Raw genomic sequence first — 21,768 nt, forward strand, 5'->3', positions numbered from 1 at the left:
TCGGTGCATGGAGGGCTGCAGGTTGAGGGGCGCAGGTTTTGCGTGGTGTTACATAGTACTGCCAGGGGGAGGCAAGCCCGCCGGCGAAGGTGTGATGTCGCGCGGCTGCAAAGGGGACTCGTCGAAGCCCGGAGGCACTTTGCCACGCAGTTGCCAGGCAAACGCAATGATTTCGGCAATGGTCAGGTACAGTGCTTCGGGGATCTGCTCGCCCAACTCCAGGCGTGCCAGCAGGCGTACCAGTTCAGCGTTCTCGTAGATCGGTATCTCGTGCTCACGGGCCAGGGCCAGGATGGCCTCGGCCAGCGCATCGTCACCCTTGGCGCTGAGGGTAGGGGCCTGTTGGCCGTCGTAGCTCAGGGCAATGGCCTGACGTGTGTGCTGTTGACTCATGCGTTTTCATCCACCCAGCGTTGCTCTACACGGGTGCGCGGGCCTTGTGGTGGCGTACCGGGATGGCATTCCAGGTCACCGACATCCAGGCCGCGGGCCAGCAGGCGTTCGCGCAGGGCGCCGAGCTGGGTGTCGATCAGCCGCGCAGTTTGCTCACGCTCGGCCCACAGCTGCCCACTCAGGCGGCCCTGGCTCAATTGCGCCTGTACCTGCATGGGGCCGAGCGGCGACAGGTCGAAGGCCAGCTCGATGCGCCACAGGGCTTGCAGTGGGTCTTGTGCTTCATGTTGACGGTCGGCTTGCTGTTGTGGGGTTTCTTCGCGTTGCAGCTTGACCTGCAGCGGGATGAAATCCTGACCATGGCGGACCGGTACCTCGGTTTGCCAGGTGGTCTGCAGGTTGCCGTTTTCCAGCGTGCCGGTTTGCTGCAGGCTGCTCATGGCGTGGCTCTGCAGGCGTGAAACGGCTGCGGCGGCCAGGCGCAGCAGTTGTTGCAGGTCGCCTTCGTCTTCGATTTCCTTGAGCAGGCGCGAGGGCAGCGGGAATGCCCCCGGCTGCGGCTTGGGGCTGACCCGTTCGAGCATGCCCAAGGCGCTGCGGGCCAGCGCCGGCATGGTCACGGCCAGGCTGGCGGGGGCCAGGTTGGGGGCACCGGTCGTGCTGGGCGGGGGTTGGGCCACCAACCGCAGCAGGTGCGCCTTGAGGTCGGTGGCGACGCCGGCAGGGAATCCGCCTAGCAGCTTGGCTTCGAGGAAGGCCCCGCTGTTGTTCAGCGCCTGGGCCACGCCCTTGGCATCGCCCAGTTGCCGTGCGTCTGGCAGCCCGGCCAGCAGGCGTTCGGCGCTGGCCCGCAGTTCACCCTCGACGCCCGGGTCGCGGGTGAGCTGTTGCAGTGCGTTGAGCAGCCCGGGCAGCGAGGCCTGGCGGTTTTGCTGGGTCAGCAGCTGCTGGGCAATGTTCAGCTGGTCCTGTCGACCACTGAGCGGCACGAAGCGCAACGACTGGTCGCCCTGTACCAGCGCACTGAGCAGGCTACCGATGGCCAATGGGCGTGGGCTGTCGATGCTCAGGGTAGCGCCGGCCTGGGTGCTGTTGATCAAGCTGACCAGCGCCCGGTAGACAGCCGGTTGGCCCGGTGCCTGGAGCAGCGCCTGGTTGGTCAGGACCTTGCCCTGCAGCAAGGTCCCGACCGGCACCTTGCTGGTGTCCAGGCGGGTGAGGGTAGCGACTTGGCTGGCGCTGACCTGCTGCAGCATGATCGCCAGGCGGTTGCTTTCGGTCTGGCTGACGGTGACCTGGCTACCCGGGAGCAGTGGCTGGTTGGCGCTGGCCTGCAGCTGGGTCTGTACGCCGTTGGCCTGCATCAACCGCAGCACCAGTTGAAAGTTCTGTCCCGTCTGGCGTAACGACATGACTTCGACCTGCGCGGTCTCGCCGGGGGCCAGCAAACCGGGCTGTGCTTGTATCAGGCGCAGCAGTTCGCCGGTCATGCCCGCCTTCAAGGCTTGGCTGTTGATCGCGGTTTGTGCGCCGAGACTATTGATTTCAGTCATGATTGTATACAACCTGTGGAGCCCGCCCTCTTGGCAGCGCGGTGGCGCGTGTAATAATGCCGACCGCCCGTCGTTGCCAGTATAACGGCAGCGTGCGGGGCGACTTGAGACACAAGGGCTTGAGATCGGTGTTGCCTGCTTCGCGGGCTTGCCCGCTCCCACAGGTACGGCGCAAGGCTCGAAAGCTGCGCAGAATCGTGTGGGAGCGGGCGAGCCCGCGAAGCAGGCAACACCGACCTGAAGCCCTACAAAGATAAGGCGAGACCGTGACCCTTCACCTCCAAGCCGTAGGCCTGGCCTGCGAGCGCGACTGGCGCCTGCTGTTCGAACAGCTCGATTTTGAGCTGGGCGCCGGCGACATGCTGCAGATCAGCGGCCCCAACGGCAGCGGCAAGACCAGCCTGCTGCGCCTGTTGGCCGGGTTGATGCAACCCACCGACGGGCAGATCCTGCTCGGTGGCAAGCTGCTGGCCGAGCAGCGGCATGCCTTGGCCAGCATCCTGTTGTGGATTGGCCATGCCGCTGGCATCAAGGACCTGCTCACCGCTGAGGAGAACCTCACCTGGCTGTGTGCCCTGCACCAACCCGCCAGCCGCGACGCGATCTGGGCGGCGCTGGCAGCCGTAGGCCTGCGCGGTTTCGAGGATGTGCCCTGCCATACGCTGTCCGCAGGCCAGCAGCGCCGTGTGGCTCTGGCCCGGCTGCACCTGGCCTGCCCGCCGTTGTGGATTCTTGACGAACCGTTCACCGCCCTGGACAAGCAAGGCGTGGCGCAGCTTGAAGCGCATCTGGCGGCCCACTGCGAGCAGGGTGGCACCGTGGTGCTGACTACCCACCACACGCTGGACTGCAAGCCCTCCGGTTACCGTGAACTGAACCTGGGGCAATGGGCGGCATGAGCGTATTCATCCTGTTGGTGCGCCGCGAAGCGCGCCTGCTGTTTCGTCGCCCGGCCGAGCTGGCCAACCCGTTGGTGTTTTTCGCCATCGTCGTGGCGTTGTTCCCGCTGGCAGTCGGCCCGGAAAGCCAATTGTTGCAAACCTTGTCGCCAGGTTTGGTCTGGGTCGCGGCGTTGCTGGCGGTATTACTGTCGCTGGACGGCCTGTTCCGCAGCGATTTCGAGGACGGCTCGCTGGAGCAGTGGGTGCTGTCGCCGCACCCGCTGGCGCTACTGGTGCTGGCCAAGGTGCTGGCGCACTGGATCTTTTCCGGGTTGGCGCTGGTATTGTTGGCGCCGCTGCTGGCGTTGATGCTGGGCCTGCCGAGCCATTGTCTGCCGGTGCTGCTTGGCTCGCTGCTTTTGGGTACGCCGGTATTGAGCTTGTTGGGTGCGGTGGGTGCGGCACTGACGGTCGGTCTGAAGCGCGGTGGTTTGTTACTGGCGTTGCTGATTCTGCCGTTGTATATCCCTGTATTGATCCTGGGCAGTGGTGCGTTGCAAGCGGCGTTGCAAAATATGCCCGCAACCGGCTACCTGCTCTGGCTTGCCAGCCTCACGGCCCTGGCCGTTACCCTGGCACCTTTTGCGATAGCGGCCGGCCTGAAGATCAGCGTCGGCGAATAACGAGTCCTGGGCTCTCAAGCCCGGCAAATACCCTGGATGCACCCTGATGAAAATAAGCTGGACGTGGTTCCACAAGCTGGGCTCCCCGAAATGGTTCTATGCCATCAGCGGCCGCATGCTGCCGTGGCTGGCAGGCGCCGCCGTGCTTCTGCTGCTGGTCGGCATCACCTGGGGGCTGGCCTTCGCCCCTCAGGACTACCAGCAAGGTAATAGCTTCCGCATCATCTACATCCACGTACCGGCGGCGATGCTGGCGCAGTCCTGCTATGTGCTGCTGGCGGTGGCCGGAGTGGTGGGGCTGGTGTGGAAGATGAAACTGGCCGATGTTGCCCTGCAATGCGCCGCACCCATCGGCGCGTGGATGACCGCCGTGGCGCTGGTCACTGGCGCCATCTGGGGCAAGCCGACCTGGGGCAGCTGGTGGGTCTGGGATGCCCGCCTTACGTCCATGCTTATTCTGCTGTTCCTGTACTTCGGCATCATTGCGCTGGGCCAGGCGATCAGTAATCGTGACAGTGCGGGCAAGGCCTGCGCAGTGCTGGCGATTGTTGGCGTGGTGAACATCCCGATCATCAAGTATTCGGTCGAGTGGTGGAACACACTGCACCAGGGCGCCACCTTCACCCTTACCGAAAAGCCGGCGATGCCCGCTGAAATGTGGCTGCCGCTGCTGTGCACGGCGCTGGGTTTCTACTGCTTCTTCGGCGCTGTGCTGTTGTTGCGCATGCGCCTTGAAGTGCTCAAGCGCGAGGCACGCGCCAGTTGGGTCAAGGACGAAGTGTTGAACAGCCTGGGGCGGAGGGCCGCACAATGAGCTTTGCCACCTTCGGTGACTTTCTCGCCATGGGCCACCATGGCCTGTATGTGTGGTCTGCCTATGGCATCTGCCTGGCGGTGCTGGCGCTGAATGTCGCCGTGCCGCTGCTGGCCCGCCGTCGCTACTTGCAAGAAGAGGCGCGCCGTTTGCGCCGGGAGAACAACCAGTGAATCCGCAGCGCAAGAAACGCCTGTTGCTCATCGTCGGCCTCCTGGTCGGCGTCGGTGTTGCCGTCGGCTTTGCCTTGAGCGCATTGCAGCAGAACATCAACCTGTTCTACACCCCGACCCAGATCGCCAACGGCGAAGCGCCGCTGGAAACCCGCATCCGCGCGGGCGGCATGGTCGAGAAGGGCTCGGTGCAGCGCTCTTCCGACTCGCTGGACGTGCGCTTTGTGGTCACCGATTTCAACAAATCGGTGGCAATCACCTACCGCGGCATCTTGCCGGACCTGTTCCGCGAGGGGCAGGGCATTGTCGCCCTGGGCAAAGTCAATGCCGAAGGCGTAGTGGTGGCCGATGAAGTGCTGGCCAAGCACGACGAGAAGTACATGCCGCCCGAAGTCACCAAAGCCCTGAGGGAAAGCGGCCAGGCCGCTGCGGGCGGGGAGGCCAAGCCATGAACGCAGCACTGGTAATCCCTGAACTGGGCCAGTTGGCAATGATCCTGGCCATCTGCTTTGCCGTCGTGCAGGCCAGTGTGCCGCTGCTTGGCGCCTGGCGTGGCGACAGCCTGTGGATGAGCCTGGCGCGGCCGGCGGCGTGGGGGCAGTTCGCCTTCCTGGCGTTCGCCTTTGCCTGCCTGACCCATGCCTTCATGACCGACAACTTCTCGGTCGCTTATGTGGCCAGCAACTCCAACAGCGCATTGCCCTGGTACTACAAGTTCAGTGCCGTGTGGGGCGCCCACGAGGGCTCGTTGTTGCTTTGGGCGCTGATCCTCGGCGGCTGGACCTTTGCCGTGTCGGTGTTCTCGCGCCAGTTGCCGCAAGTGATGCTGGCCCGCGTGCTGGCGGTGATGGGCATGATCAGCGTGGGCTTTTTGAGCTTCCTGATCATTACCTCCAACCCGTTCCAGCGCCTGCTGCCGCAGGTGCCGACCGACGGGCGCGACCTCAACCCGTTGCTGCAGGACTTTGGCCTGATCGTGCACCCGCCGATGCTGTACATGGGCTACGTGGGATTCTCGGTGGCCTTCGCCTTCGCCATCGCGGCCTTGCTTGGCGGTCGCCTGGACGCCGCCTGGGCGCGCTGGTCGCGGCCGTGGACCATTGTTGCCTGGGCCTTCCTTGGCGTGGGCATCACCCTGGGTTCGTGGTGGGCCTACTATGAGCTGGGCTGGGGCGGCTGGTGGTTCTGGGACCCGGTGGAAAACGCCTCGTTCATGCCTTGGTTGGTGGGTACGGCGTTGATCCACTCGCTGGCGGTGACCGAAAAGCGTGGGGTGTTCAAGAGCTGGACCGTGCTGCTGGCAATTGCCGCGTTCTCGTTGAGCCTGCTGGGTACTTTCCTGGTACGTTCCGGCGTGTTGACCTCGGTGCATGCGTTTGCCGCCGACCCGTCGCGGGGCATTTTCATCCTGTTCTTCCTGTTGTTCGTGGTCGGTGGTTCGCTCACCCTGTTCGCCCTGCGCGCACCGGTGGTCAAGAGCCAGGTCGGCTTCGCCCTGTGGTCGCGCGAAACGCTGCTGCTGGCCAACAACCTCGTGCTGGTGGTGGCGGCCTCGATGATTCTGCTCGGCACCCTGTACCCGCTGGTGCTTGACGCACTGACCGGGGCCAAGTTGTCGGTCGGCCCGCCGTACTTCGACGCGTTGTTCCTGCCGCTGATGGCGCTGCTGATGGTGGTAATGAGCTTTGGCGTGGTAGTGCGCTGGAAGGACACTCCAGGCAAATGGCTGGTCAGCATGATGACCCCGGTACTGATCGGCAGCGCCATCCTTGCCCCGGTTGCCGGCTTCATTGTCGACGACTTCGACTGGCCGACCCTCACCGCCTTCGCCCTGGCTGCCTGGGTGGTACTTGGCGGGTTGCGCGACATCCTCGACAAAACCCGTCACAAGGGCCTGCTGAGGGGCCTGCCGGGCCTTGGCCGCAGCTATTGGGGCATGCAGCTGGCCCACCTGGGCCTGGCGGTGTGCGCGCTGGGCGTGGTGCTGTCGAGCAACAACAGCGCCGAGCGCGACCTGCGCATGGCCCCGGGCGAAAGCGTTGAGCTGGGGGGATATCACTTCCTGTTCCAGGGCGCCAAGCACTTTGAAGGGCCGAACTTCATCTCCGACAAGGGTACCGTCGTGGTCAGCCGCGATGGGCGTGAAGTGACTACCTTGCACCCTGAAAAGCGCCTGTACACCGTGCAGCAGTCGATGATGACCGAAGCCGGCATCGACGCCGGCTTTACCCGCGACCTGTACGTCGCCCTTGGCGAGCCGCTGGAGAACGGCGCCTGGGCGGTGCGTGTGCATATCAAACCTTACGTCCGCTGGATCTGGCTGGGGGGGCTGCTGACCGGCCTTGGCGGCTTGCTGGCGGCGCTGGACCGGCGCTACCGCGTCAAGGTCAAGACCCGGGTGCGTGATGCCTTGGGCGTGTCTGGAGCAGCTGCATGAAGCGTTGGATCATGGTAGTCCCCCTGGCAGTGTTCCTGCTGGTGGCGGTGTTCCTCTACAAAGGGCTGTTCCTCAAGCCTGACGAGCTGCCCTCGGCAATGATTGGCAAGCCGTTCCCGGCGTTTTCCCTGGCCTCGACCCAGGGCGACCGCACCCTGACCCAGGCCGATTTGCACGGCCGCCCGGCGTTGGTCAACGTATGGGCCACCTGGTGCCCCTCGTGCAAGGTCGAACACCCGTACCTGAACCAGCTGGCCCAGCAAGGGGTGGTGATACACGGGGTCAACTACAAGGACGACAACGCTGCAGCGCAGAAGTGGCTGGCCGACTTCCACAACCCCTACCAGCTGGACATCCGTGACGAGCAGGGCAACCTGGGCCTGGACCTTGGGGTGTACGGCGCGCCGGAAACTTTCCTGATCGATGCCAAGGGCATCATCCGCTACAAGCACGTGGGCATTGTCGATGCCACCGTCTGGCGTGAGCAGCTGGCGCCGCTGTACCAGGGCCTGGTCGATGAGGCCAAGCCATGAAGCGCTGGCTGGCAGCTGCCGTCCTGGGCATGAGCCTGGCCGGTGTGGCCAAGGCGGCCATCGATACTTACCAGTTCCGCGATGACGCCGAGCGCGAGCGCTACCAGCAGTTGACCAAGGAGCTGCGCTGCCCCAAGTGCCAGAACCAGGACATCGCCGACTCCAACGCGCCGATTGCCGCCGACCTGCGTCGGGAAATCTTCCGCATGCTGGGTGAGGGCAAGAACAACGAGCAGATCGTCGATTTCATGGTCGACCGCTATGGCGACTTTGTGCGCTACAAACCAGCGCTCAGCGGGCGCACCTGGCTGTTGTGGTTCGGCCCGGGGATTCTGCTGGCCGGTGGTTTCGTGGTGTTGGCGGTGATTGTGCGCCGGCGCCGTGGCACGGCCGTACAAGGCGCCAACGAGTTGTCTGCCGAAGAACGCGAGCGTCTCGCCAAACTGCTGGAAAAAGAACAGAACCATGATTGAATTCTGGCTTAGCGCGGGCCTTCTGTTGCTCGCCGCCCTCAGCTTTTTGCTGATCCCGATCCTGCGTGGCCGTCGTCGCCAGCAGGAAGAAGACCGCACCGCCCTGAACGTGGCCCTGTACCAGGAGCGCGTTGCCGAACTGGCTGCCCAGCAGGCTGCCGGTGTGCTCGATGAGGCGCAGTTGACCAAAGGCCGTGACGAAGCTGCCCGCGAGCTGCTGGCCGATACCGAAGGCGCTGACGCCCCGCGCGAGGGCCATCTGGGCAAGGCCTTGCCGCTGTTGGCGGCGGTGCTGGTGCCGCTGATGGGGCTGGGGCTTTACCTGCATTTTGGTGCAGCCGACAAGGTGCAGCTGACCCAGGAGTTTGCCGAGGCGCCCAAGTCGATGGAAGAAATGACCGCGCGCCTCGAGCGTGTGGTCCAGGCCCAGCCTGAGTCGGCTGAGGCCATGTATTTCCTGGGCCGTGCCTACATGGCCGAACAGCGCCCGACCGATGCTGCGCGCACCTTCGAGCGTGCCGTAGCCTTGGCCGGTCGCCAGCCAGAGCTGTTGGGGCAGTGGGCGCAAGCCTTGTATTTTGCCGCTGACAAGCAGTGGAGCCCGCAGGTGCAGGGCCTGACTGACGAAGCGCTGAAGGCAGACCCCAATGAAGTCACAAGCCTGGGCCTGCGCGGTATCGCTGCCTTTGAGGGTGAGCGTTACCAGGAGGCCATCGATTACTGGAAGCGCCTGCTGGCGCAGTTGCCGGAAGGCGATGCTTCGCGTGCGGCCCTGCAAGGTGGTATCGATCGAGCTGCCGAGCGCCTGGGTGGCGCGCCAGCGCAGTCTGGCGAGACTGCGCCGGTGGCGGCGCGCCTGAAAGTGCGGGTGGAACTGGCGGCGGCGTTGCAGGACAAGGTCAAACCGGAGGATACGGTGTTCATCTTCGCGCGGGCCAGCAATGGCCCGCCCATGCCGTTGGCGGCCAAGCGGGTGACGGTGGCGCAGTTGCCGATCGAGGTGGAGTTGTCCGATGCTGACGCAATGATGCCGCAGATGAAACTGTCGCAATTTGCCGAAGTCCAACTGGTTGCACGTGTATCGCGCGCTGGCCAGCCTACCCACGGCGAATGGATTGGCCAGGGTGCGCCACTGCCCAGCGCCACCCAGGCTACCCAGCGCCTGACCATCGACAGCCCCGACCAGTAAGAGAGCAATGCCATGCACAGCACCGTCCGCCTGACCTTGATTACCCTGGCCCTGGGTTTGTCTGCGTGTACGGTGCAGCAGCCGTATGAGCAGCCCGAGCCACCGATAGAGCGGGTGCCGCCGCAAGGGCCGGTGGTCAAGCCCTTGCCGGGTGGGCAGCCGTCCACCCAGCCGAGCAAGCCGGCGGCAATTCCCAAGCCGATGCCGCGTACCTCGGCCAGCTTTGCGCCACCGCCTGGCGGGGCGAGCCACTGGGACCCCAAGCTGGGCGTGTATGTACTGGAGAAGCAGCCCAACACCTTTTATCGCCAGCGTACCTATTACCGGTTCGACAATGGCTGGAGCTGGTCGCTGAGCCCTACTGGGCCGTGGCAGGAGACTGACAGCAGCGGTGTGCCGGGTGGGTTAGGGCGGGCGTTTGCGCAGTAGTAATGGATATTGCTGATCCGGCCCCTTCGCGGGCACGCCCGCTCCCACAGGGAAATCACAGCACCTAAGACTTGTGGTGAACCTGTGGGAGCGGGCTTGCCCGCGAAAGGGCCGGAACAGGCTACCGATACAGTACAGTTGATCGCGTAATTACCCATTGACTGTATTGCACGGTCATTCCGCATAATGCCCCTTCATAATAAGGAGGTGGCATGCGCAAGACAGTCCTGGTACTGGTGGAAACCGTCAACGATTACCTGCCCATGCTGGAGCAGGCCGGTTACCACCTGATCCGCGCCCCCTCACCGCAATTGCGCGTCGACGCCATCCAGCGCCACGCCGGTGAAATCGACGCCGTGCTCACGCGCGGCCCGCTGGGCCTGACTGCCGCCGAAATCGATGCGTTGCCCAACCTGCAGATCATCTGCGTGATCGGCGCCGGCTACGAACAAGTCGACCTGGGTGCCGCCGCAGCTCGCGGCATCACCGTTACCAACGGCGCGGGTGCCAATGCCAGCGCGGTCGCCGACCATACCCTGGCCCTGTTGCTGGCGCTGCTGCGCGACATTCCCCGTGCTGATGCCAGCACCCGTCGCGGCGAGTGGAACCGGGTGATCAGCCCCTCGGTGAGTGGCAAGCGCCTGGGCATTCTTGGCCTGGGGTCGGTGGGGCAGGCCATTGCCAAGCGTGCCAACCTGGGCTTCGACATGCCCGTCAGCTATCACAGCCGCACGCCGCGCGCAGATGTGCCTTACACCTGGTACGACAGCCCGCTGCGCCTGGCCGCTGCCGTCGACATTCTGGTTGTGGCCACTCCCGGAGGCGCCCACACCCAGCACCTGGTCGATGCTGAGGTATTGAAGGCGCTGGGGAGCGACGGCTATCTGGTGAATATCGCCCGAGCCAGCGTGGTCGACACCGACGCCCTGGTGGCAGCCCTGCAACAAGGCCAACTGGCCGGCGCCGCGCTGGACGTGTTCGACGACGAGCCAGAGGTGCCTGATGCGCTCAAGGCCTTGGCTAACACTGTGCTCACGCCCCATGTGGCTGGCCAGTCGCCGGAGGCCGCGCGCGATACCGTGGCCTTGGTGCTGCAAAACCTGCAGGCGTTCTTTGCCGGTGAACCCGTATTGACCCCGGTGCACCAGTAACCCTTTTCCAGACATCAACCCGGCTACGTCCGGGCTACAAGGAGTGTGTGCATGCAACTTGAACTCTTCCAGGTCGATGCTTTTTCCGCTGAACCGTTCGGTGGTAACCCGGCTGCTGTGATCGCGCTGCAAAGCTGGCTGCCGGACGATGTCCTGCAGCGCATCGCCGAAGAAAACAACCTGTCGGAAACCGCCTATTTCGTGCGCAACGGCGAAACCTTCGACCTGCGCTGGTTCACCCCGACGGTGGAAGTCGACCTGTGCGGCCACGCTACGCTGGCGTCGGCCTATGTGCTGTTTGAGCAGCTGGGTGAGCAGGCGCAGGTGCTGCGCTTCAACACCCGCAGTGGCGAATTGCGCGTCAGCCGTGGCACTGACGGGCTGCTGGCCATGGATTTCCCGGCCAAACAACCGGCCACCGTGGAAACCCCGGCAGGCCTGCTGCAAGCGCTGGGCCTGAGCCGGGCACAGGCGGTGTACCGTAGCGACGACTATGTGGTGGTGATCGATGATGCAACGCTGCTCGACACCCTGAAGCCAGACTTTGCTGCGCTGTCGGCTTTCGAAGTGCGCGGCATTGCCGTGACGGCGGCAGGGCGTGGCTTTGATTTTGTTACCCGTTGGTTCGGTCCTCGGGTTGGCGTGAATGAAGACCCGGTCACCGGGTCGGCACACACCTCGCTGGCGCCGGTGTGGGCTGAGCGGTTGGGTAAAAGCGTGCTGAGCTGCGAGCAAGGTGGTGCACGTAAAGGGCAACTGCAATGTGAGGTGCCGGGTAACGGCCGGGTGATCATCAGTGGCCGGGCGGCGTTGTACCTGCGCGGCACTGTATACATCTGACAGGTCGGGCCGCCCCCACAAAAGCGCTCTTCTATACTTGCCTGCCCATCTTCTGCTGAAGGAGCCCGCCATGGCCCTGGAAAAACAAGGCACCTGTCTGTGCGGCGCCACCACGCTCACGGTCACCGTCGACAACACCCACATCAGCGCCTGCCATTGCAGCATGTGCCGCAAGTGGACCGGCGGCCCGTTGCTGGTGGTGCATTGCAGCCAGCCACCAGTGATCGAAGGACGTGCCCCTAGTGTCTACGATTCGTCCGACTGGGCCCAGCGAGGGTTTTGCGGCCAGTGCGGCACGCACTTGTATTACCGGCTGAAGGCCAACGACTTCCATGCCGTGCCGGTAGGCCTGCTGGACGGTGACCAGGAATGGGAGTTCGACCTGCAGATTTTCGTCGAGCAGAAACCGGCCTGGTACTGTTTTGCCAACCAGACCAAAGAGCTGACCGGCCAAGAGGTCTTCGAGCAGAACAGTTGACTCAGGCCCGCCATCATGAAATGCCAGCTGAACTTGCCAAACCGGTGCATTCCTGAGAAAAGGGCGGCTTTGTTTTCCAGCGTTGGAGTGTGCCCGTGAGCCAAGAACTGCAGATCATCGACCTGGTCGAGGGTGAAGGAAAAGCCGCCGTCAAAGGCGCCCTGATCACCACCCAGTACACCGGCTGGCTCGCCGACGGCAGCGAGTTCGACTCGTCCTGGTCACGCGGCAAGCCGTTCCAGTGCGTGATCGGCACCGGTCGGGTGATCAAGGGGTGGGACCAGGGCCTGATGGGTATGCGTGTTGGCGGCAAGCGCAAGCTGCTGGTACCCGCATCGCTGGGCTATGGCGAGCGCAGTGTAGGGGCGATACCGCCGAACTCGGATTTGACCTTTGAGATCGAACTGCTGGAAGTGCTGACGCGGGATGATTGAGGAAAAGGACTACACTCGCTGTCGGCCGGCGCCTGATTGAGGCGCTTTTAAGGGTCGGCTAACCTTACAGTCTCTATGAGAGAGCAGGGTAGCATTACCATGAAATCGCATTTTTCATCACGCGTGGTTCGCGAAGCAAACGCGTTGCTGGTGGCATCAGGCGCGCGAATGGAAATTTCATTACCGCGCGAACTGACGAGCGTGGTTACCAACACCCGAAAAACGCGCTCGGAACTGAAGGCAGCATTCGCTGCTGCTTACTCCCGCTTACGCAAAGGGTGAGAGCCCGATGGCTGACGGCTGTTACAACCACATCTACTCGGTACTCGTGGAGAATGAGCAAGACACGCTCGGTATCATTGCCTATTCGTTGTACAAGAGGCAAAAAATCGAGTTCATCCAGGCTTTCAAGGAAAAACATGATCGAGAGCCGAGAGATGAAGATTTGGAACATTTCCACGATGTAAGCAACAGCCCTTCGCAGATCGAAGGTTACCGCAATCAAGCCAGCCAGCTGGCTCAGGGGTTTCTAGATGCCTCGATTGCGGCGCAAGCAGTGGAACTTGAGCAGTACTATTCCGACAAGGCAAGCAGCGAAATCAAGCAAGCCAAGCCAGGGTTTTGGTTGGGTGTGGTGCAGAGCCTTGTGGGCTCAATCCTCTTTGTATTCTTGCTGGGTTTTCTGGTGTTCTTCACGTGGAGTTTGAATCAAGGCCCAAAGCAGGTTATTGAACAGGTCTTCGATGTAACCATTCTCGACACAGCCTCTCTGGTTGAAGCAGCAGGGTCACCCTAGCGGTCACTCCTGAGAGCGACAAGGAACGAACGGACACAATTCAGCAACACCCATCCCCTAACCTAGGCCTTGCCTAGGGAACGGCATACACCTCCAGGAAGGAACCAAACGGGTTCAGGGCACTCTGACCCTCACTCGTTGCCAAGGATGGCATTCACTACAAGGGCGCCCTTTGACTGATGAGGGCGATGTGGCGGGTCTACCCGATTTTCTCTGCCACACGAGCCTGCCTTGATGAAGTTGCCAACATTCTTCCGCCGTCGCCGCCATTTGCTGCTGAGCCTGGCACTCACGGTCGTCGCCGTGCCGCTGGCGCTGGAGGCTGTCGAAAGCCGGGCTCAACCGGTGGATGGCACCCAGACCCTGGTGTTCCTGCGCCATGCAGAGAAACCGGGCGAGGGCCTTGGCCAGTTGAACTGCCAGGGCCTCAACCGCGCACTGGACCTGGCAACCTTGCTGCCGGAGCGTTTCGGGAATGCCGACTATGTGTTTGCCGCCAACCCTTCGCGGCATGTCGAGGAAGGCAGCAAGGACGAAAGCTATAGCTACATCCGCCCGCTGATGACCATCACCCCCAGCGCCATACGCCTCGGCTTGCCAGTGAATATCGACTACGGCGCCAATGACACCGACGAACTGGCCGATGAGTTGCTCAGCGACAAATACCGCAATGCGACCATCTACACTGCCTGGTCCCACGGCTACCTGCCGGAACTGATCAACACTGTGGCCGGCAAGGCTTTGGGTGAAGACCGAGTGATCACCGAGGACTGGAGCGGCGATGACTTCGACACCCTCTACGTACTGACCCTGACCTGGCATGACGGCAAGGCCAGCCTGCTCAGCCGCAACGTGCGCCAGGGCCTGAATGGCGGCGCACATAGCTGCCCGACATAAGGGTTTTAGTCATGGCCTGTGGCAGTGCAGCGGTTGGCCCGGATGATGGGTTGAACTGTACCGGCCTCTTCGCGGGCACGCCCGCTCCCACAGGGATCCCTAAGTCTTCAGTCTTGTGGTTATCCTGTGGGAGCGGGCGTGCCCGCGAAGAGGCCGGTACTGGCAAGTAAAGGACTAGTGGCCGAACCGCATCGGCCAGCCGATCACCTTCTTCGCCCGCGGCGTGGCATAAGTGCGCACCTTGGAGGTACTCAGGCCCATGCGCACCAGCGATTCGGCAATGGTCACCGCCGCGCTCACGCCATCCACCACCGGCACGCCGGTGCGCTGGCGGATCTGCTCGTCCAGCCCGGCCATGCCGCCGCAACCCAGGCAAATCACTTCAGCCTTGTCTTCCCGCACGGCGCGTTCGGCCTGCTCGACAATCGCCTCCACGGCCCGCTGCGGGTCGGCTTCCAGTTCCAGCACCGCCAGCCCACTTGCCCGTACCGACGCACAGCGGTCATAAAGGCCCGAAAGCTTCAGGCGGTCTTCGATCAGTGGCACGGTGCGGTCCAGCGTGGTTACCACCGAGTAGGCATGGCCCAGGTACATCGCGGTACTGGCCGCCGCATCGGTGATGTCCACCACCGGCACGTTCAGCAATTCCTGCAGGCCTTCGCGGCCGTGCTCGCCGTAACCGGCCTGGATCACGGCGTCATAGGGGCCATCGTAGGCCAGCACGCGGTCCATCACTGCGATTGCGGCCAGGTAGCTTTCGAAGTTGCCTTCCACCGACTCGGCGCCGAACCAAGGGGTAAGGCCGATGATTTCGGTGCCGGGCGCAGCTACCAGTCGGGCCTGCTCGGCAATGGCTTCGGTGATGGCTTCGGTGGTGTTGACGTTGGCAATCAGGATACGCATGGGCAGTTTTCCCCGGTCAGTGGCTGCTGTGGTCGACGGCGATGCATTCGCCGCTGACGTCGTGGTAGTGGCGGTTGCGTGGTGCGATCAGTAGGTACAGGGCGGCGGCGATGCCGGCACCGATCAGCCAGGAGAACGGCGCCACGCTGTGGAAACTGGGTATCAGGGCCAGAACGATGGCCAGCAACGCGGCCGGTACGAAAGCGGCCACGGCGCGCAGGTTGATGCCCTTGCTGTAGTGGTAAGCGCCGGTCGGGTGCTCGGTGTACAGCTCTGGCACGTTGATGCAGCCTTTGCGCAGCAGCCAGTAGTCGGCCATGATCACGCCATACAGCGGGCCCAGCAGCGCGCCCAGGCCGGACAGGAAGTACACGATCACCAGCGGACTGTTGTACAGGTTCCACGGCAAAATCAGCACGGCCAGGGTGGCACTGATCAGCCCGGCGCGTTTGAAGTTCAGGTGGCGCGGGGCCAGGTTGCTGAGCACGAAGGCCGGGGCGACGAAGTTGGCCATGATGTTCACCGCCACGGTGACGATCAGGAAGGCCACGCAGCCCAGTACCAGGAACAGCGTGTTGGGGATGGCGGCGACGATCTGTGTCGGGCTGTCGATGATCTGGCCATTGATCTGGAATTGCGCGCCGCACAGCACCACGGTGATCACGGCAAACACCAGGATGTTCACCGGCAGGCCCCAGAAGTTGCCGACGCGGATGGTCTTGCGGCATGGCGAAGAGCGGGCGAAATCACAGAAGTTCAGCACCAGCGTGCCGTAGATCGCCAGCCACAATGCGCCGCCGGCGAAGATGTTGCGCCACATCTCAACGCCGGTCAGTGGCTCGGCTACCGACCAGGCGATACGCGCGTCTGCCTTTAAGTACATGAACACTGCCAGGGCGGCAACGGTCAGCAGGATCACCGGGCCGGCGAAGGCCTCGTAGCGGCGCACCATCTCCATGCCGTAGGCCAGAATCACCAACTGCACCAGCCAGATCGACACGAAGCACGCCCAGCCCAGGCTAGACAATCCAAGGATGCTGTCATGGTCGTAGGTTGCCATTTGCGGCCACACGGCGGTGAGCAGCACCCGCAGCACCACTGAGGCCAGGTAGGTCTGGATGCCGAACCAGGCGATTGCAATGACTGCACGGATCAGCGCCGGAATCTGCGCGCCATGGATGCCGAAGGCGATGCGGCTGATGACCGGGAAAGGTACCCCGGTTTTCTGCCCCATGTAGCCGGACAGGTTCATGAAGAAGTAGACCAGCGCTGCACCAATGGCCAGCGACAACAGAATTTGCCAGCCACCCAGGCCGAGGGCGAACAAGCCCATGGCGAACGAATAGTTGGCAATATTGTGCACATCGTTTGTCCACAACGCGAAGATACTGTAGCCGCCCCAACGACGGCCTTCGCTTTTGGTCGGGGCCAGGTCGCGGTTATGCAGGCGCGGGCTAAGGGCAAGTTCCGGCGCGCTGCCGGCAAGGGTGGAAGCGGGGTGGGTGCTGGCGACGGATAGTTCAGGGGCAAGGTCGAGGCTGCTACTCATTCCGGCGGGCTCCTGATGCACATGGACTGCGATGAGCGGGCATGCGCACGGGCTCGCCATCTCGTCAGTCCAGCGTTGGCATCACAGGGTTCTGGGCGCGGCGGCCGATATTGGACCGGCGTCGCGGGTTCTTGTGTATTTATGTTTTGTTTAAATTGTATACAAAACACGAACACACAAGAGCGAGTTCCATGCCAAGGAAAAGCGAGTTTCAACAAGTGCTTGTTTCGATATTATCTTTTTGAAAGATAAGGTAATGAAATACAGAGGATATAAATTGACCAAATGAACAGGTTTATTTTTTTTGGTGATTGATTAGTTGATCATTTGGTCAAAATATCCGACAGGAAGTGTGTAACGTATTAGGGCGTTGCTCGGGAAGTTGCACACAAAAATGGCACTTTTGGTGACGTTTATGTGTACAAAAAATGGTCAGCTTTTCCTGTCCCGGCCTCTTCGCGGGCGCGTCCGCTCCCACAGGGATCACCACAGGCCAGAATTCTGTGCAGTACCTGTGAGAGCGGGCATGCCCGCGAAGGGGCCATTCCAGGAGGAAATCAATCCATCGGCGGCAACCGCCGCTTCACCGGGCTTTTCTTGATGATCGCGGTATTGGTTTCGGCCAGCACATTGATGCGGTCGAGCAGGGTGTCCAGTTGCTCCATCGAGCGCACATGCAGCCGGGCGATAAAGCAGTCTTCGCCGGTGACCTTGTCGCACTCGGTGAACTCGGGGATGGCAATGATCTGCCGTTCCACCTCCTGCAACTGGCCCGGCAGTGGGCGAATGCGCACGATGGCCTGTAACTGGTAACCAAAGGCGCGCGGGTCGACCTCCACCGTGTAACCCCGCAGCACCCCACGTTCTTCCAGGCGGCGCAAGCGCTCGCTGACGCTGGGCGCCGACAGCCCGCTGACTTGCGCCAAGGCTTTGAGCGAGCGGCGAGAGTCTTCCATCAGTGCATTGATCAACAGCTGGTCGATGGTGTCAGTCATGGGTACCTCATCAGGTGATTCGCGTTATTTGCCTTGATAGTAAAGGTAAGGGTGCAAATCTGCCTTGGTTATCCGCTGGAAGGCTAAGCAGCAACCTTTGCATACTGTTGCCATCGTCAACGGGAGGTGTGAGATGGACAATTCATTGCGCCGTGGCTCGCTGGAAATGGTCTTCGCCATGCTGATTTCCGGGACCATAGGCTGGTTCGTGCTGGTGTCCGGTCAGCCGGTGCTTGAGGTGGTGTTCTGGCGTTGCGTGTTCGGCGCCGTGACCTTGCTGGTGATTTGCGCCGTTTTCGGCTTCTTGCGGCCGGGTGTGATCAGTCGCACGGCGTTCTTGCTGGCGATTGTCAGTGGCGTGGCCATTGTCGGTAACTGGTTGCTGTTGTTTGCCTCTTACTCGCGGGCGTCCATTGCCATTGGCACGGCGGTATACAACGTGCAGCCGTTCATGTTGGTGGGGCTGGCGGCGCTGTTCCTGGGCGAGAAGATCACGTTGGCCAAGGTCACCTGGCTGAGCATCGCCTTCCTCGGCATGTTGGCCATCGTCAGTGCCCACGGTGCGAACCAGGGGAGTGGTGAAGACTACTTGCTGGGCATTGCCCTGGCACTGGGCGCGGCGTTCTTGTATGCCATTGCCGCGTTGATCATCAAGCGTCTGAGTGGCACGCCACCCCACCTGATTGCGTTGATTCAGGTAACTACCGGTGCCTTGCTGCTGGCGCCGTGGGTCAAGCTCGGCGGATTGCCGGGTGAAGTGCCAGCGCTGGCCAGCCTGCTGATCCTGGGCATCGTGCATACCGGCGTGATGTATGTGCTGTTGTACAGCGCCATTCAGCGCTTGCCCACCGCGTTGACCGGAGCGCTCTCGTTCATCTATCCGATTGCGGCAATTGTGGTGGACTGGGTGGCGTTCGGGCACCGCCTGGCGCCGTTGCAGTGGCTGGGCGTTGGGCTGATTCTGCTGGCGGCGGCGGGGATGCAGCAGGGGTGGTGGTTTCGCCCGGCGCGGGTTGCCGTGAAGCATTGAAGCGGGCTGCAAGGTAGAATGCCGGTTTTGCCAGCCTGCGACCCGCCATGACTTCGCCAATCCACACCCTTGAGCAGCACCTGCTCGCCGCGCTCGACCCTGCCCCGCAGGAAACCCGCCGCCTGTTCCACGGTCGTGGCCGTTGCTGGCCGGGCCTGGAGCAGGTCACTGTCGACTGGCTGCAAGGTGTGCTGTCGGTCGCTTTGTTCCGCGAGCTGCCCGAAGGCCAGCTGGCCGAACTGGAGGCCATGCTGCGCAACCTCGCCGAGCGCCCGCAGTGGACTGGCCAGGCCATCATCATCCAGCACCGCTACCTGCCCGACAGCCCGGGCCAGTGGCTGCTGGGCGAGCCGTGCCAGCAACGCGAAGTGGTCGAAGACGGCCTGTCGTATCTGCTGGACCTGGGGGTGCGGCAGAACAACGGTCTGTTTCTCGACATGCGCTACGGGCGACGCTGGGTGCGCGAGCAGGGGGCGGGCAAGCGCGTACTGAACCTGTTCGCCTACACCTGCGGCTTCTCGGTGGCGGCCATTGCCGGTGGCGCCGAGCAGGTGGTGAACCTGGACATGGCCAAGTCGGCTTTGTCGCGGGGCAGGGACAACCACCGGCTGAATTGCCACGATGCGTCGCGGGTGGCGTACCTGGGGCACGAACTGTTCAAGTCATGGGGCAAGGTGCGCAAGTACGGGCCTTATGATCTGATCATCATCGATCCGCCGACCTTCCAGCGCGGCAGCTTTGTGCTCACCCAGGACTACGCGAAGATCCTGCGGCGTTTGCCGGAGTTGTTGAGCGAAGGGGGTACGGTGCTGGCGTGTGTCAACGACCCGGGGATCGGGCCGGAGTTTCTGATCGAGGGGATGGCCGAGCAGGCGCCGGGGCTGGCGTTTGTCGAGCGGCTGGAGAACCCGCCGGAGTTTCCGGATGCGGACCCGGCTGGGGGCTTGAAGGCCTTGGTGTTCCGCCAGGTTTGATGTTGCCCTTGCTGGCCTCTTCGCGGCTAAAGCCGCTCCCACAGGGATCGCCACAGGTCCGAACACTGTGGGGTCCCTGTGGGAGCGGGTTCACCCGCGAAGAGGCCAGCACGGCCTGCATCAGTTACTGGCCGGTGTAGATCTGGTCAAACACCCCACCATCATTGAAGTGGGTCTTTTGCACGGTGCGCCAGTCACCAAAGGTTTTCTCCACCGACAGGAAGTCCACTTTCGGGAAGCGGTCGGTGTACTTGGCCAGTACCGTCGCATCACGTGGGCGCAGGTAATTGTTAGCGGCGATCTCCTGAGCCTCGGGCGACCACAGGTACTTCAGGTATTCCTCGGCCACGGCTTGGGTGCCCTTCTTGGCCACCACCTTGTCGACCACGCTCACCGGTGGCTCGGCTTCGGCCGACACACTTGGGTAGACCACTTCGAACTGATCGCGGCCGAACTCGCGGGCGATCATCTCGGCTTCGTTCTCGAATGTGACCAGCACATCACCAATCTGGTTGGTCATGAAGGTAGTAGTAGCGGCACGGCCACCGGTGTCCAGCACGGGAGCCTGCTTGAACAGCTTGCCGACGAAGTCGCGGGCCTTGGTTTCGTCACCGCCTTGCTTGAGCACATAGCCCCAGGCCGACAGGTAGGTGTAGCGGCCGTTACCCGAGGTCTTGGGGTTGGGCACGATCACCTGTACGCCGTCCTTGAGCAGATCGGGCCAGTCTTTCAGGGCTTTCGGGTTGCCCTTGCGCACGATGAACACAGTGGCCGAAGTGAATGGCGCGCTGTTGTTCGGCAGGCGCGTTACCCAGTTGTCCGGCACCAGCTTGCCATTGTCGGCCAGGGCGTTGATGTCGGTGGCCATGTTCATGGTGATGACATCGGCCGGCAGGCCATCGATCACCGAACGGGCTTGCTTGCTCGAACCGCCGAAGGACATCTGCACGGTGACCTTCTCTTTGTGCTCGGCTTCCCAGTGCTTCTGGAAGGCCGGGTTGTAGTCCTTGTAGAAGTCGCGCATCACGTCGTAGGAAACGTTGAGCAGGGTCGGGGCGGCCTGGGCGATGTTGCCCAGGGCCAGGCCTGCGGCGAGCAGCGAGGCGGTGAAAAGTTTTTTCACGTTGCTTCCTTGTTCTTGAAGGTTATTGGGGCAGATTGCCAGCGACTATAGCGGGTGGGTTTGTGCGGGTTAAAGAACAAAAACGACTTTGGTTATTCCGCTGCCTGGGCTGGCCTCTTCGCGGGTAAACCCGCTCCCACAGAATCACCACAGGCCTGAATTGTGCGCGGTCCCTGTGGGAGCGGGTTCACCCGCGAAGAGGCCAGTGCAGGCAACATCATTGCTTGGGAAACAATCCATTCCCACAGCGAGAACAGAACGCCGCGCCATGCTCATGCGTCTTCTTGTGGCAGGTCGGGCAATCATGCTGCAACTGCTCCCCGCGCATGGCATTGGCCAGTTCGGCGGTAAAGATGCCAGTCGGCACGGCGATGATCGAATAACCGGTAATCATCACCAGCGACGACAGCACCTGCCCCAGCGGCGTCTTTGGCACGATGTCGCCAAAGCCAACCGTGGTGAGGGTGACGATGGCCCAGTAGATGCCCTTGGGGATGCTGGTAAAGCCATGCTCCGGCCCTTCGATCACGTACATCAATGTGCCGAACACGGTTACCAGGGTCGACACAGTCACCAGAAAGACGATGATCTTCTGCTTGCTGCCGCGCAGCGCCTCCATCAGGTAATGGGCCTGCTTGAGGTAAGGGCTGAGCTTGAGCACGCGGAAGATCCGCAGCATCCGTATCACGCGGATGATCAGCAGGTATTGGGCGTCGCTGTAGTACAGCGCGATGATCCCCGGCACGATTGCCAGCAAATCGACCAGGCCGTAGAAACTGAAGGCGTAGCGCCAGGGCTTGGGCGAGCAGTACAGGCGCGTCAGGTACTCGACCAGAAAGACTGCGGTAAAGCCCCACTCGATGGCGGCCAGCAGGCCGGCGTAGCCCTGGTGCACCTCGTCGATGCTGTCGAGGATGACTGTGACCAGGCTGGCCAGGATGATCAGCAGGAGGATCTTGTCGAAGCGTCTTCCAGCCACGGTGTCGGTCTGGAAGACCATGATGTAAAGCCGCTCGCGCAGGCTTGCAGGGTTGTTCATT

26 protein-coding genes are annotated in these 21,768 nt (G+C 62.5%); 19 read left to right on the forward strand and 7 right to left on the reverse strand.

Annotation, left to right across the window (positions count from 1 at the left end):
• Positions 1–48 precede the first annotated feature (48 nt).
• Both P0Y58_10100 and P0Y58_10105 read right to left on the reverse strand, forming a co-directional pair.
• Entirely contained in the window at positions 49–393 is a 345-nt protein-coding gene (locus P0Y58_10100) for an EscU/YscU/HrcU family type III secretion system export apparatus switch protein (GenBank protein ID WEK32517.1), read from the reverse strand.
• Positions 390–1,946, reverse strand: coding sequence for a flagellar hook-length control protein FliK (locus P0Y58_10105; protein WEK32518.1), 1,557 nt, complete (start codon positions 1,944–1,946; stop codon positions 390–392). The genes P0Y58_10100 and P0Y58_10105 overlap by 4 nt, the downstream gene beginning before the upstream one ends.
• 266 nt (positions 1,947–2,212) lie before the next feature.
• On the opposite strand from P0Y58_10105, the gene ccmA reads away from it, so the two are divergent.
• The 17 genes from ccmA to P0Y58_10190 all read left to right on the forward strand — a co-directional run bounded on the left by ccmA (position 2,213) and on the right by P0Y58_10190 (position 14,154).
• On the forward strand, positions 2,213–2,845 hold the full coding sequence (ccmA, locus tag P0Y58_10110; protein WEK32519.1) for a cytochrome c biogenesis heme-transporting ATPase CcmA: 633 nt from the start codon (positions 2,213–2,215) through the stop codon (positions 2,843–2,845).
• Positions 2,842–3,510, forward strand: a complete 669-nt coding sequence (gene ccmB / locus P0Y58_10115) for a heme exporter protein CcmB (protein ID WEK32520.1) — start codon at positions 2,842–2,844, stop codon at positions 3,508–3,510. The genes ccmA and ccmB overlap by 4 nt, the downstream gene beginning before the upstream one ends.
• A 46-nt stretch (positions 3,511–3,556) precedes the next feature.
• Positions 3,557–4,324, forward strand: a complete 768-nt coding sequence (locus P0Y58_10120) for a heme ABC transporter permease (protein WEK32521.1) — start codon at positions 3,557–3,559, stop codon at positions 4,322–4,324.
• Positions 4,321–4,497 carry a heme exporter protein CcmD gene (gene ccmD / locus P0Y58_10125; protein ID WEK32522.1) on the forward strand — a complete coding sequence of 59 codons (177 nt, stop codon included), beginning with the start codon at positions 4,321–4,323 and terminating at the stop codon, positions 4,495–4,497. The genes P0Y58_10120 and ccmD overlap by 4 nt, the downstream gene beginning before the upstream one ends.
• Entirely contained in the window at positions 4,494–4,949 is a 456-nt protein-coding gene (ccmE, locus tag P0Y58_10130; protein ID WEK32523.1) for a cytochrome c maturation protein CcmE, read from the forward strand. Before ccmD ends, ccmE begins: the two co-directional genes overlap by 4 nt.
• Entirely contained in the window at positions 4,946–6,934 is a 1,989-nt protein-coding gene (locus tag P0Y58_10135) for a heme lyase CcmF/NrfE family subunit (GenBank protein WEK32524.1), read from the forward strand. Before ccmE ends, P0Y58_10135 begins: the two co-directional genes overlap by 4 nt.
• Positions 6,931–7,467 carry a DsbE family thiol:disulfide interchange protein gene (locus tag P0Y58_10140; protein WEK32525.1) on the forward strand — a complete coding sequence of 179 codons (537 nt, stop codon included), beginning with the start codon at positions 6,931–6,933 and terminating at the stop codon, positions 7,465–7,467. Before P0Y58_10135 ends, P0Y58_10140 begins: the two co-directional genes overlap by 4 nt.
• Positions 7,464–7,940 carry a cytochrome c-type biogenesis protein CcmH gene (locus P0Y58_10145; protein ID WEK32526.1) on the forward strand — a complete coding sequence of 159 codons (477 nt, stop codon included), beginning with the start codon at positions 7,464–7,466 and terminating at the stop codon, positions 7,938–7,940. The genes P0Y58_10140 and P0Y58_10145 overlap by 4 nt, the downstream gene beginning before the upstream one ends.
• Positions 7,933–9,129, forward strand: a complete 1,197-nt coding sequence (ccmI, locus tag P0Y58_10150) for a c-type cytochrome biogenesis protein CcmI (protein WEK32527.1) — start codon at positions 7,933–7,935, stop codon at positions 9,127–9,129. Before P0Y58_10145 ends, ccmI begins: the two co-directional genes overlap by 8 nt.
• 12 nt (positions 9,130–9,141) lie before the next feature.
• Entirely contained in the window at positions 9,142–9,558 is a 417-nt protein-coding gene (locus P0Y58_10155; GenBank protein ID WEK32528.1) for a hypothetical protein, read from the forward strand.
• Positions 9,559–9,770: 212 nt separating this feature from the next.
• Positions 9,771–10,709 (forward strand): 2-hydroxyacid dehydrogenase, encoded by a 939-nt coding sequence (locus tag P0Y58_10160; protein ID WEK32529.1) that lies wholly within the window; start codon positions 9,771–9,773, stop codon positions 10,707–10,709.
• Positions 10,710–10,760: 51 nt separating this feature from the next.
• Positions 10,761–11,549, forward strand: coding sequence for a PhzF family phenazine biosynthesis protein (locus P0Y58_10165; protein WEK32530.1), 789 nt, complete (start codon positions 10,761–10,763; stop codon positions 11,547–11,549).
• A gap of 70 nt (positions 11,550–11,619) precedes the next feature.
• The gene (locus tag P0Y58_10170; GenBank protein ID WEK32531.1) at positions 11,620–12,027 is read left to right on the forward strand and encodes a GFA family protein; all 408 of its coding nucleotides are present in this window, start codon (positions 11,620–11,622) and stop codon (positions 12,025–12,027) included.
• A gap of 95 nt (positions 12,028–12,122) precedes the next feature.
• Positions 12,123–12,461: an FKBP-type peptidyl-prolyl cis-trans isomerase gene (locus P0Y58_10175; protein ID WEK32532.1), complete on the forward strand. Its 339-nt coding sequence runs from the start codon at positions 12,123–12,125 to the stop codon at positions 12,459–12,461.
• A gap of 99 nt (positions 12,462–12,560) precedes the next feature.
• Complete coding sequence (locus P0Y58_10180; GenBank protein ID WEK32533.1) at positions 12,561–12,743, forward strand: hypothetical protein; 183 nt, start codon at positions 12,561–12,563, stop codon at positions 12,741–12,743.
• Positions 12,744–12,750: 7 nt separating this feature from the next.
• Positions 12,751–13,257 (forward strand): hypothetical protein, encoded by a 507-nt coding sequence (locus P0Y58_10185; GenBank protein ID WEK32534.1) that lies wholly within the window; start codon positions 12,751–12,753, stop codon positions 13,255–13,257.
• 234 nt (positions 13,258–13,491) lie between these two features.
• Positions 13,492–14,154 (forward strand): histidine phosphatase family protein, encoded by a 663-nt coding sequence (locus P0Y58_10190; GenBank protein WEK32535.1) that lies wholly within the window; start codon positions 13,492–13,494, stop codon positions 14,152–14,154.
• Between the two features lie 174 nt (positions 14,155–14,328).
• Here P0Y58_10190 and P0Y58_10195 read toward each other — a convergent pair whose 3' ends face one another.
• The 3 genes from P0Y58_10195 to P0Y58_10205 form a co-directional block, all read right to left on the reverse strand.
• Entirely contained in the window at positions 14,329–15,057 is a 729-nt protein-coding gene (locus P0Y58_10195) for an aspartate/glutamate racemase family protein (protein WEK32536.1), read from the reverse strand.
• Positions 15,058–15,073: 16 nt separating this feature from the next.
• Positions 15,074–16,606, reverse strand: a complete 1,533-nt coding sequence (locus P0Y58_10200; protein WEK32537.1) for an NCS1 family nucleobase:cation symporter-1 — start codon at positions 16,604–16,606, stop codon at positions 15,074–15,076.
• Positions 16,607–17,163: 557 nt separating this feature from the next.
• The gene (locus tag P0Y58_10205) at positions 17,164–17,601 is read right to left on the reverse strand and encodes an Lrp/AsnC family transcriptional regulator (GenBank protein WEK32538.1); all 438 of its coding nucleotides are present in this window, start codon (positions 17,599–17,601) and stop codon (positions 17,164–17,166) included.
• A gap of 133 nt (positions 17,602–17,734) precedes the next feature.
• On the opposite strand from P0Y58_10205, the gene P0Y58_10210 reads away from it, so the two are divergent.
• On the forward strand, positions 17,735–18,631 hold the full coding sequence (locus P0Y58_10210; protein ID WEK32539.1) for a DMT family transporter: 897 nt from the start codon (positions 17,735–17,737) through the stop codon (positions 18,629–18,631).
• A gap of 47 nt (positions 18,632–18,678) precedes the next feature.
• A complete protein-coding gene (locus P0Y58_10215) occupies positions 18,679–19,605 on the forward strand; it encodes a class I SAM-dependent methyltransferase (GenBank protein WEK32540.1) in 927 nt (308 codons plus the stop codon).
• Between the two features lie 124 nt (positions 19,606–19,729).
• Here the strand turns inward: P0Y58_10215 and P0Y58_10220 are convergent, their stop codons facing one another.
• Both P0Y58_10220 and P0Y58_10225 read right to left on the reverse strand, forming a co-directional pair.
• Complete coding sequence (locus P0Y58_10220) at positions 19,730–20,728, reverse strand: sulfate ABC transporter substrate-binding protein (GenBank protein ID WEK32541.1); 999 nt, start codon at positions 20,726–20,728, stop codon at positions 19,730–19,732.
• Between the two features lie 217 nt (positions 20,729–20,945).
• Positions 20,946–21,767: an ion transporter gene (locus tag P0Y58_10225; protein ID WEK32542.1), complete on the reverse strand. Its 822-nt coding sequence runs from the start codon at positions 21,765–21,767 to the stop codon at positions 20,946–20,948.
• Between the last annotated feature and the right edge of the window lies 1 nt (position 21,768).

Source organism: Candidatus Pseudomonas phytovorans (assembly GCA_029202525.1).
Classification (GTDB): domain Bacteria; phylum Pseudomonadota; class Gammaproteobacteria; order Pseudomonadales; family Pseudomonadaceae; genus Aquipseudomonas; species Aquipseudomonas phytovorans.

Excerpts from the sequence above, each read along its gene's own strand:
- P0Y58_10100 (WEK32517.1), bottom strand. The coding sequence starts at position 393 with ATGAGTCAACAGCACACACGTCAGGCCATTGCCCTGAGCTACGACGGC.
- P0Y58_10105 (WEK32518.1), bottom strand. The coding sequence starts at position 1,946 with ATGACTGAAATCAATAGTCTCGGCGCACAAACCGCGATCAACAGCCAA.
- ccmB (WEK32520.1), top strand. The coding sequence starts at position 2,842 with ATGAGCGTATTCATCCTGTTGGTGCGCCGCGAAGCGCGCCTGCTGTTT.
- P0Y58_10120 (WEK32521.1), top strand. The coding sequence starts at position 3,557 with ATGAAAATAAGCTGGACGTGGTTCCACAAGCTGGGCTCCCCGAAATGG.
- ccmD (WEK32522.1), top strand. The coding sequence starts at position 4,321 with ATGAGCTTTGCCACCTTCGGTGACTTTCTCGCCATGGGCCACCATGGC.
- P0Y58_10135 (WEK32524.1), top strand. The coding sequence starts at position 4,946 with ATGAACGCAGCACTGGTAATCCCTGAACTGGGCCAGTTGGCAATGATC.
- P0Y58_10140 (WEK32525.1), top strand. The coding sequence starts at position 6,931 with ATGAAGCGTTGGATCATGGTAGTCCCCCTGGCAGTGTTCCTGCTGGTG.
- P0Y58_10145 (WEK32526.1), top strand. The coding sequence starts at position 7,464 with ATGAAGCGCTGGCTGGCAGCTGCCGTCCTGGGCATGAGCCTGGCCGGT.
- ccmI (WEK32527.1), top strand. The coding sequence starts at position 7,933 with ATGATTGAATTCTGGCTTAGCGCGGGCCTTCTGTTGCTCGCCGCCCTC.
- P0Y58_10155 (WEK32528.1), top strand. The coding sequence starts at position 9,142 with ATGCACAGCACCGTCCGCCTGACCTTGATTACCCTGGCCCTGGGTTTG.
- P0Y58_10160 (WEK32529.1), top strand. The coding sequence starts at position 9,771 with ATGCGCAAGACAGTCCTGGTACTGGTGGAAACCGTCAACGATTACCTG.
- P0Y58_10165 (WEK32530.1), top strand. The coding sequence starts at position 10,761 with ATGCAACTTGAACTCTTCCAGGTCGATGCTTTTTCCGCTGAACCGTTC.
- P0Y58_10170 (WEK32531.1), top strand. The coding sequence starts at position 11,620 with ATGGCCCTGGAAAAACAAGGCACCTGTCTGTGCGGCGCCACCACGCTC.
- P0Y58_10180 (WEK32533.1), top strand. The coding sequence starts at position 12,561 with ATGAAATCGCATTTTTCATCACGCGTGGTTCGCGAAGCAAACGCGTTG.
- P0Y58_10185 (WEK32534.1), top strand. The coding sequence starts at position 12,751 with ATGGCTGACGGCTGTTACAACCACATCTACTCGGTACTCGTGGAGAAT.
- P0Y58_10190 (WEK32535.1), top strand. The coding sequence starts at position 13,492 with ATGAAGTTGCCAACATTCTTCCGCCGTCGCCGCCATTTGCTGCTGAGC.
- P0Y58_10195 (WEK32536.1), bottom strand. The coding sequence starts at position 15,057 with ATGCGTATCCTGATTGCCAACGTCAACACCACCGAAGCCATCACCGAA.
- P0Y58_10200 (WEK32537.1), bottom strand. The coding sequence starts at position 16,606 with ATGAGTAGCAGCCTCGACCTTGCCCCTGAACTATCCGTCGCCAGCACC.
- P0Y58_10205 (WEK32538.1), bottom strand. The coding sequence starts at position 17,601 with ATGACTGACACCATCGACCAGCTGTTGATCAATGCACTGATGGAAGAC.
- P0Y58_10210 (WEK32539.1), top strand. The coding sequence starts at position 17,735 with ATGGACAATTCATTGCGCCGTGGCTCGCTGGAAATGGTCTTCGCCATG.
- P0Y58_10215 (WEK32540.1), top strand. The coding sequence starts at position 18,679 with ATGACTTCGCCAATCCACACCCTTGAGCAGCACCTGCTCGCCGCGCTC.
- P0Y58_10225 (WEK32542.1), bottom strand. The coding sequence starts at position 21,767 with ATGAACAACCCTGCAAGCCTGCGCGAGCGGCTTTACATCATGGTCTTC.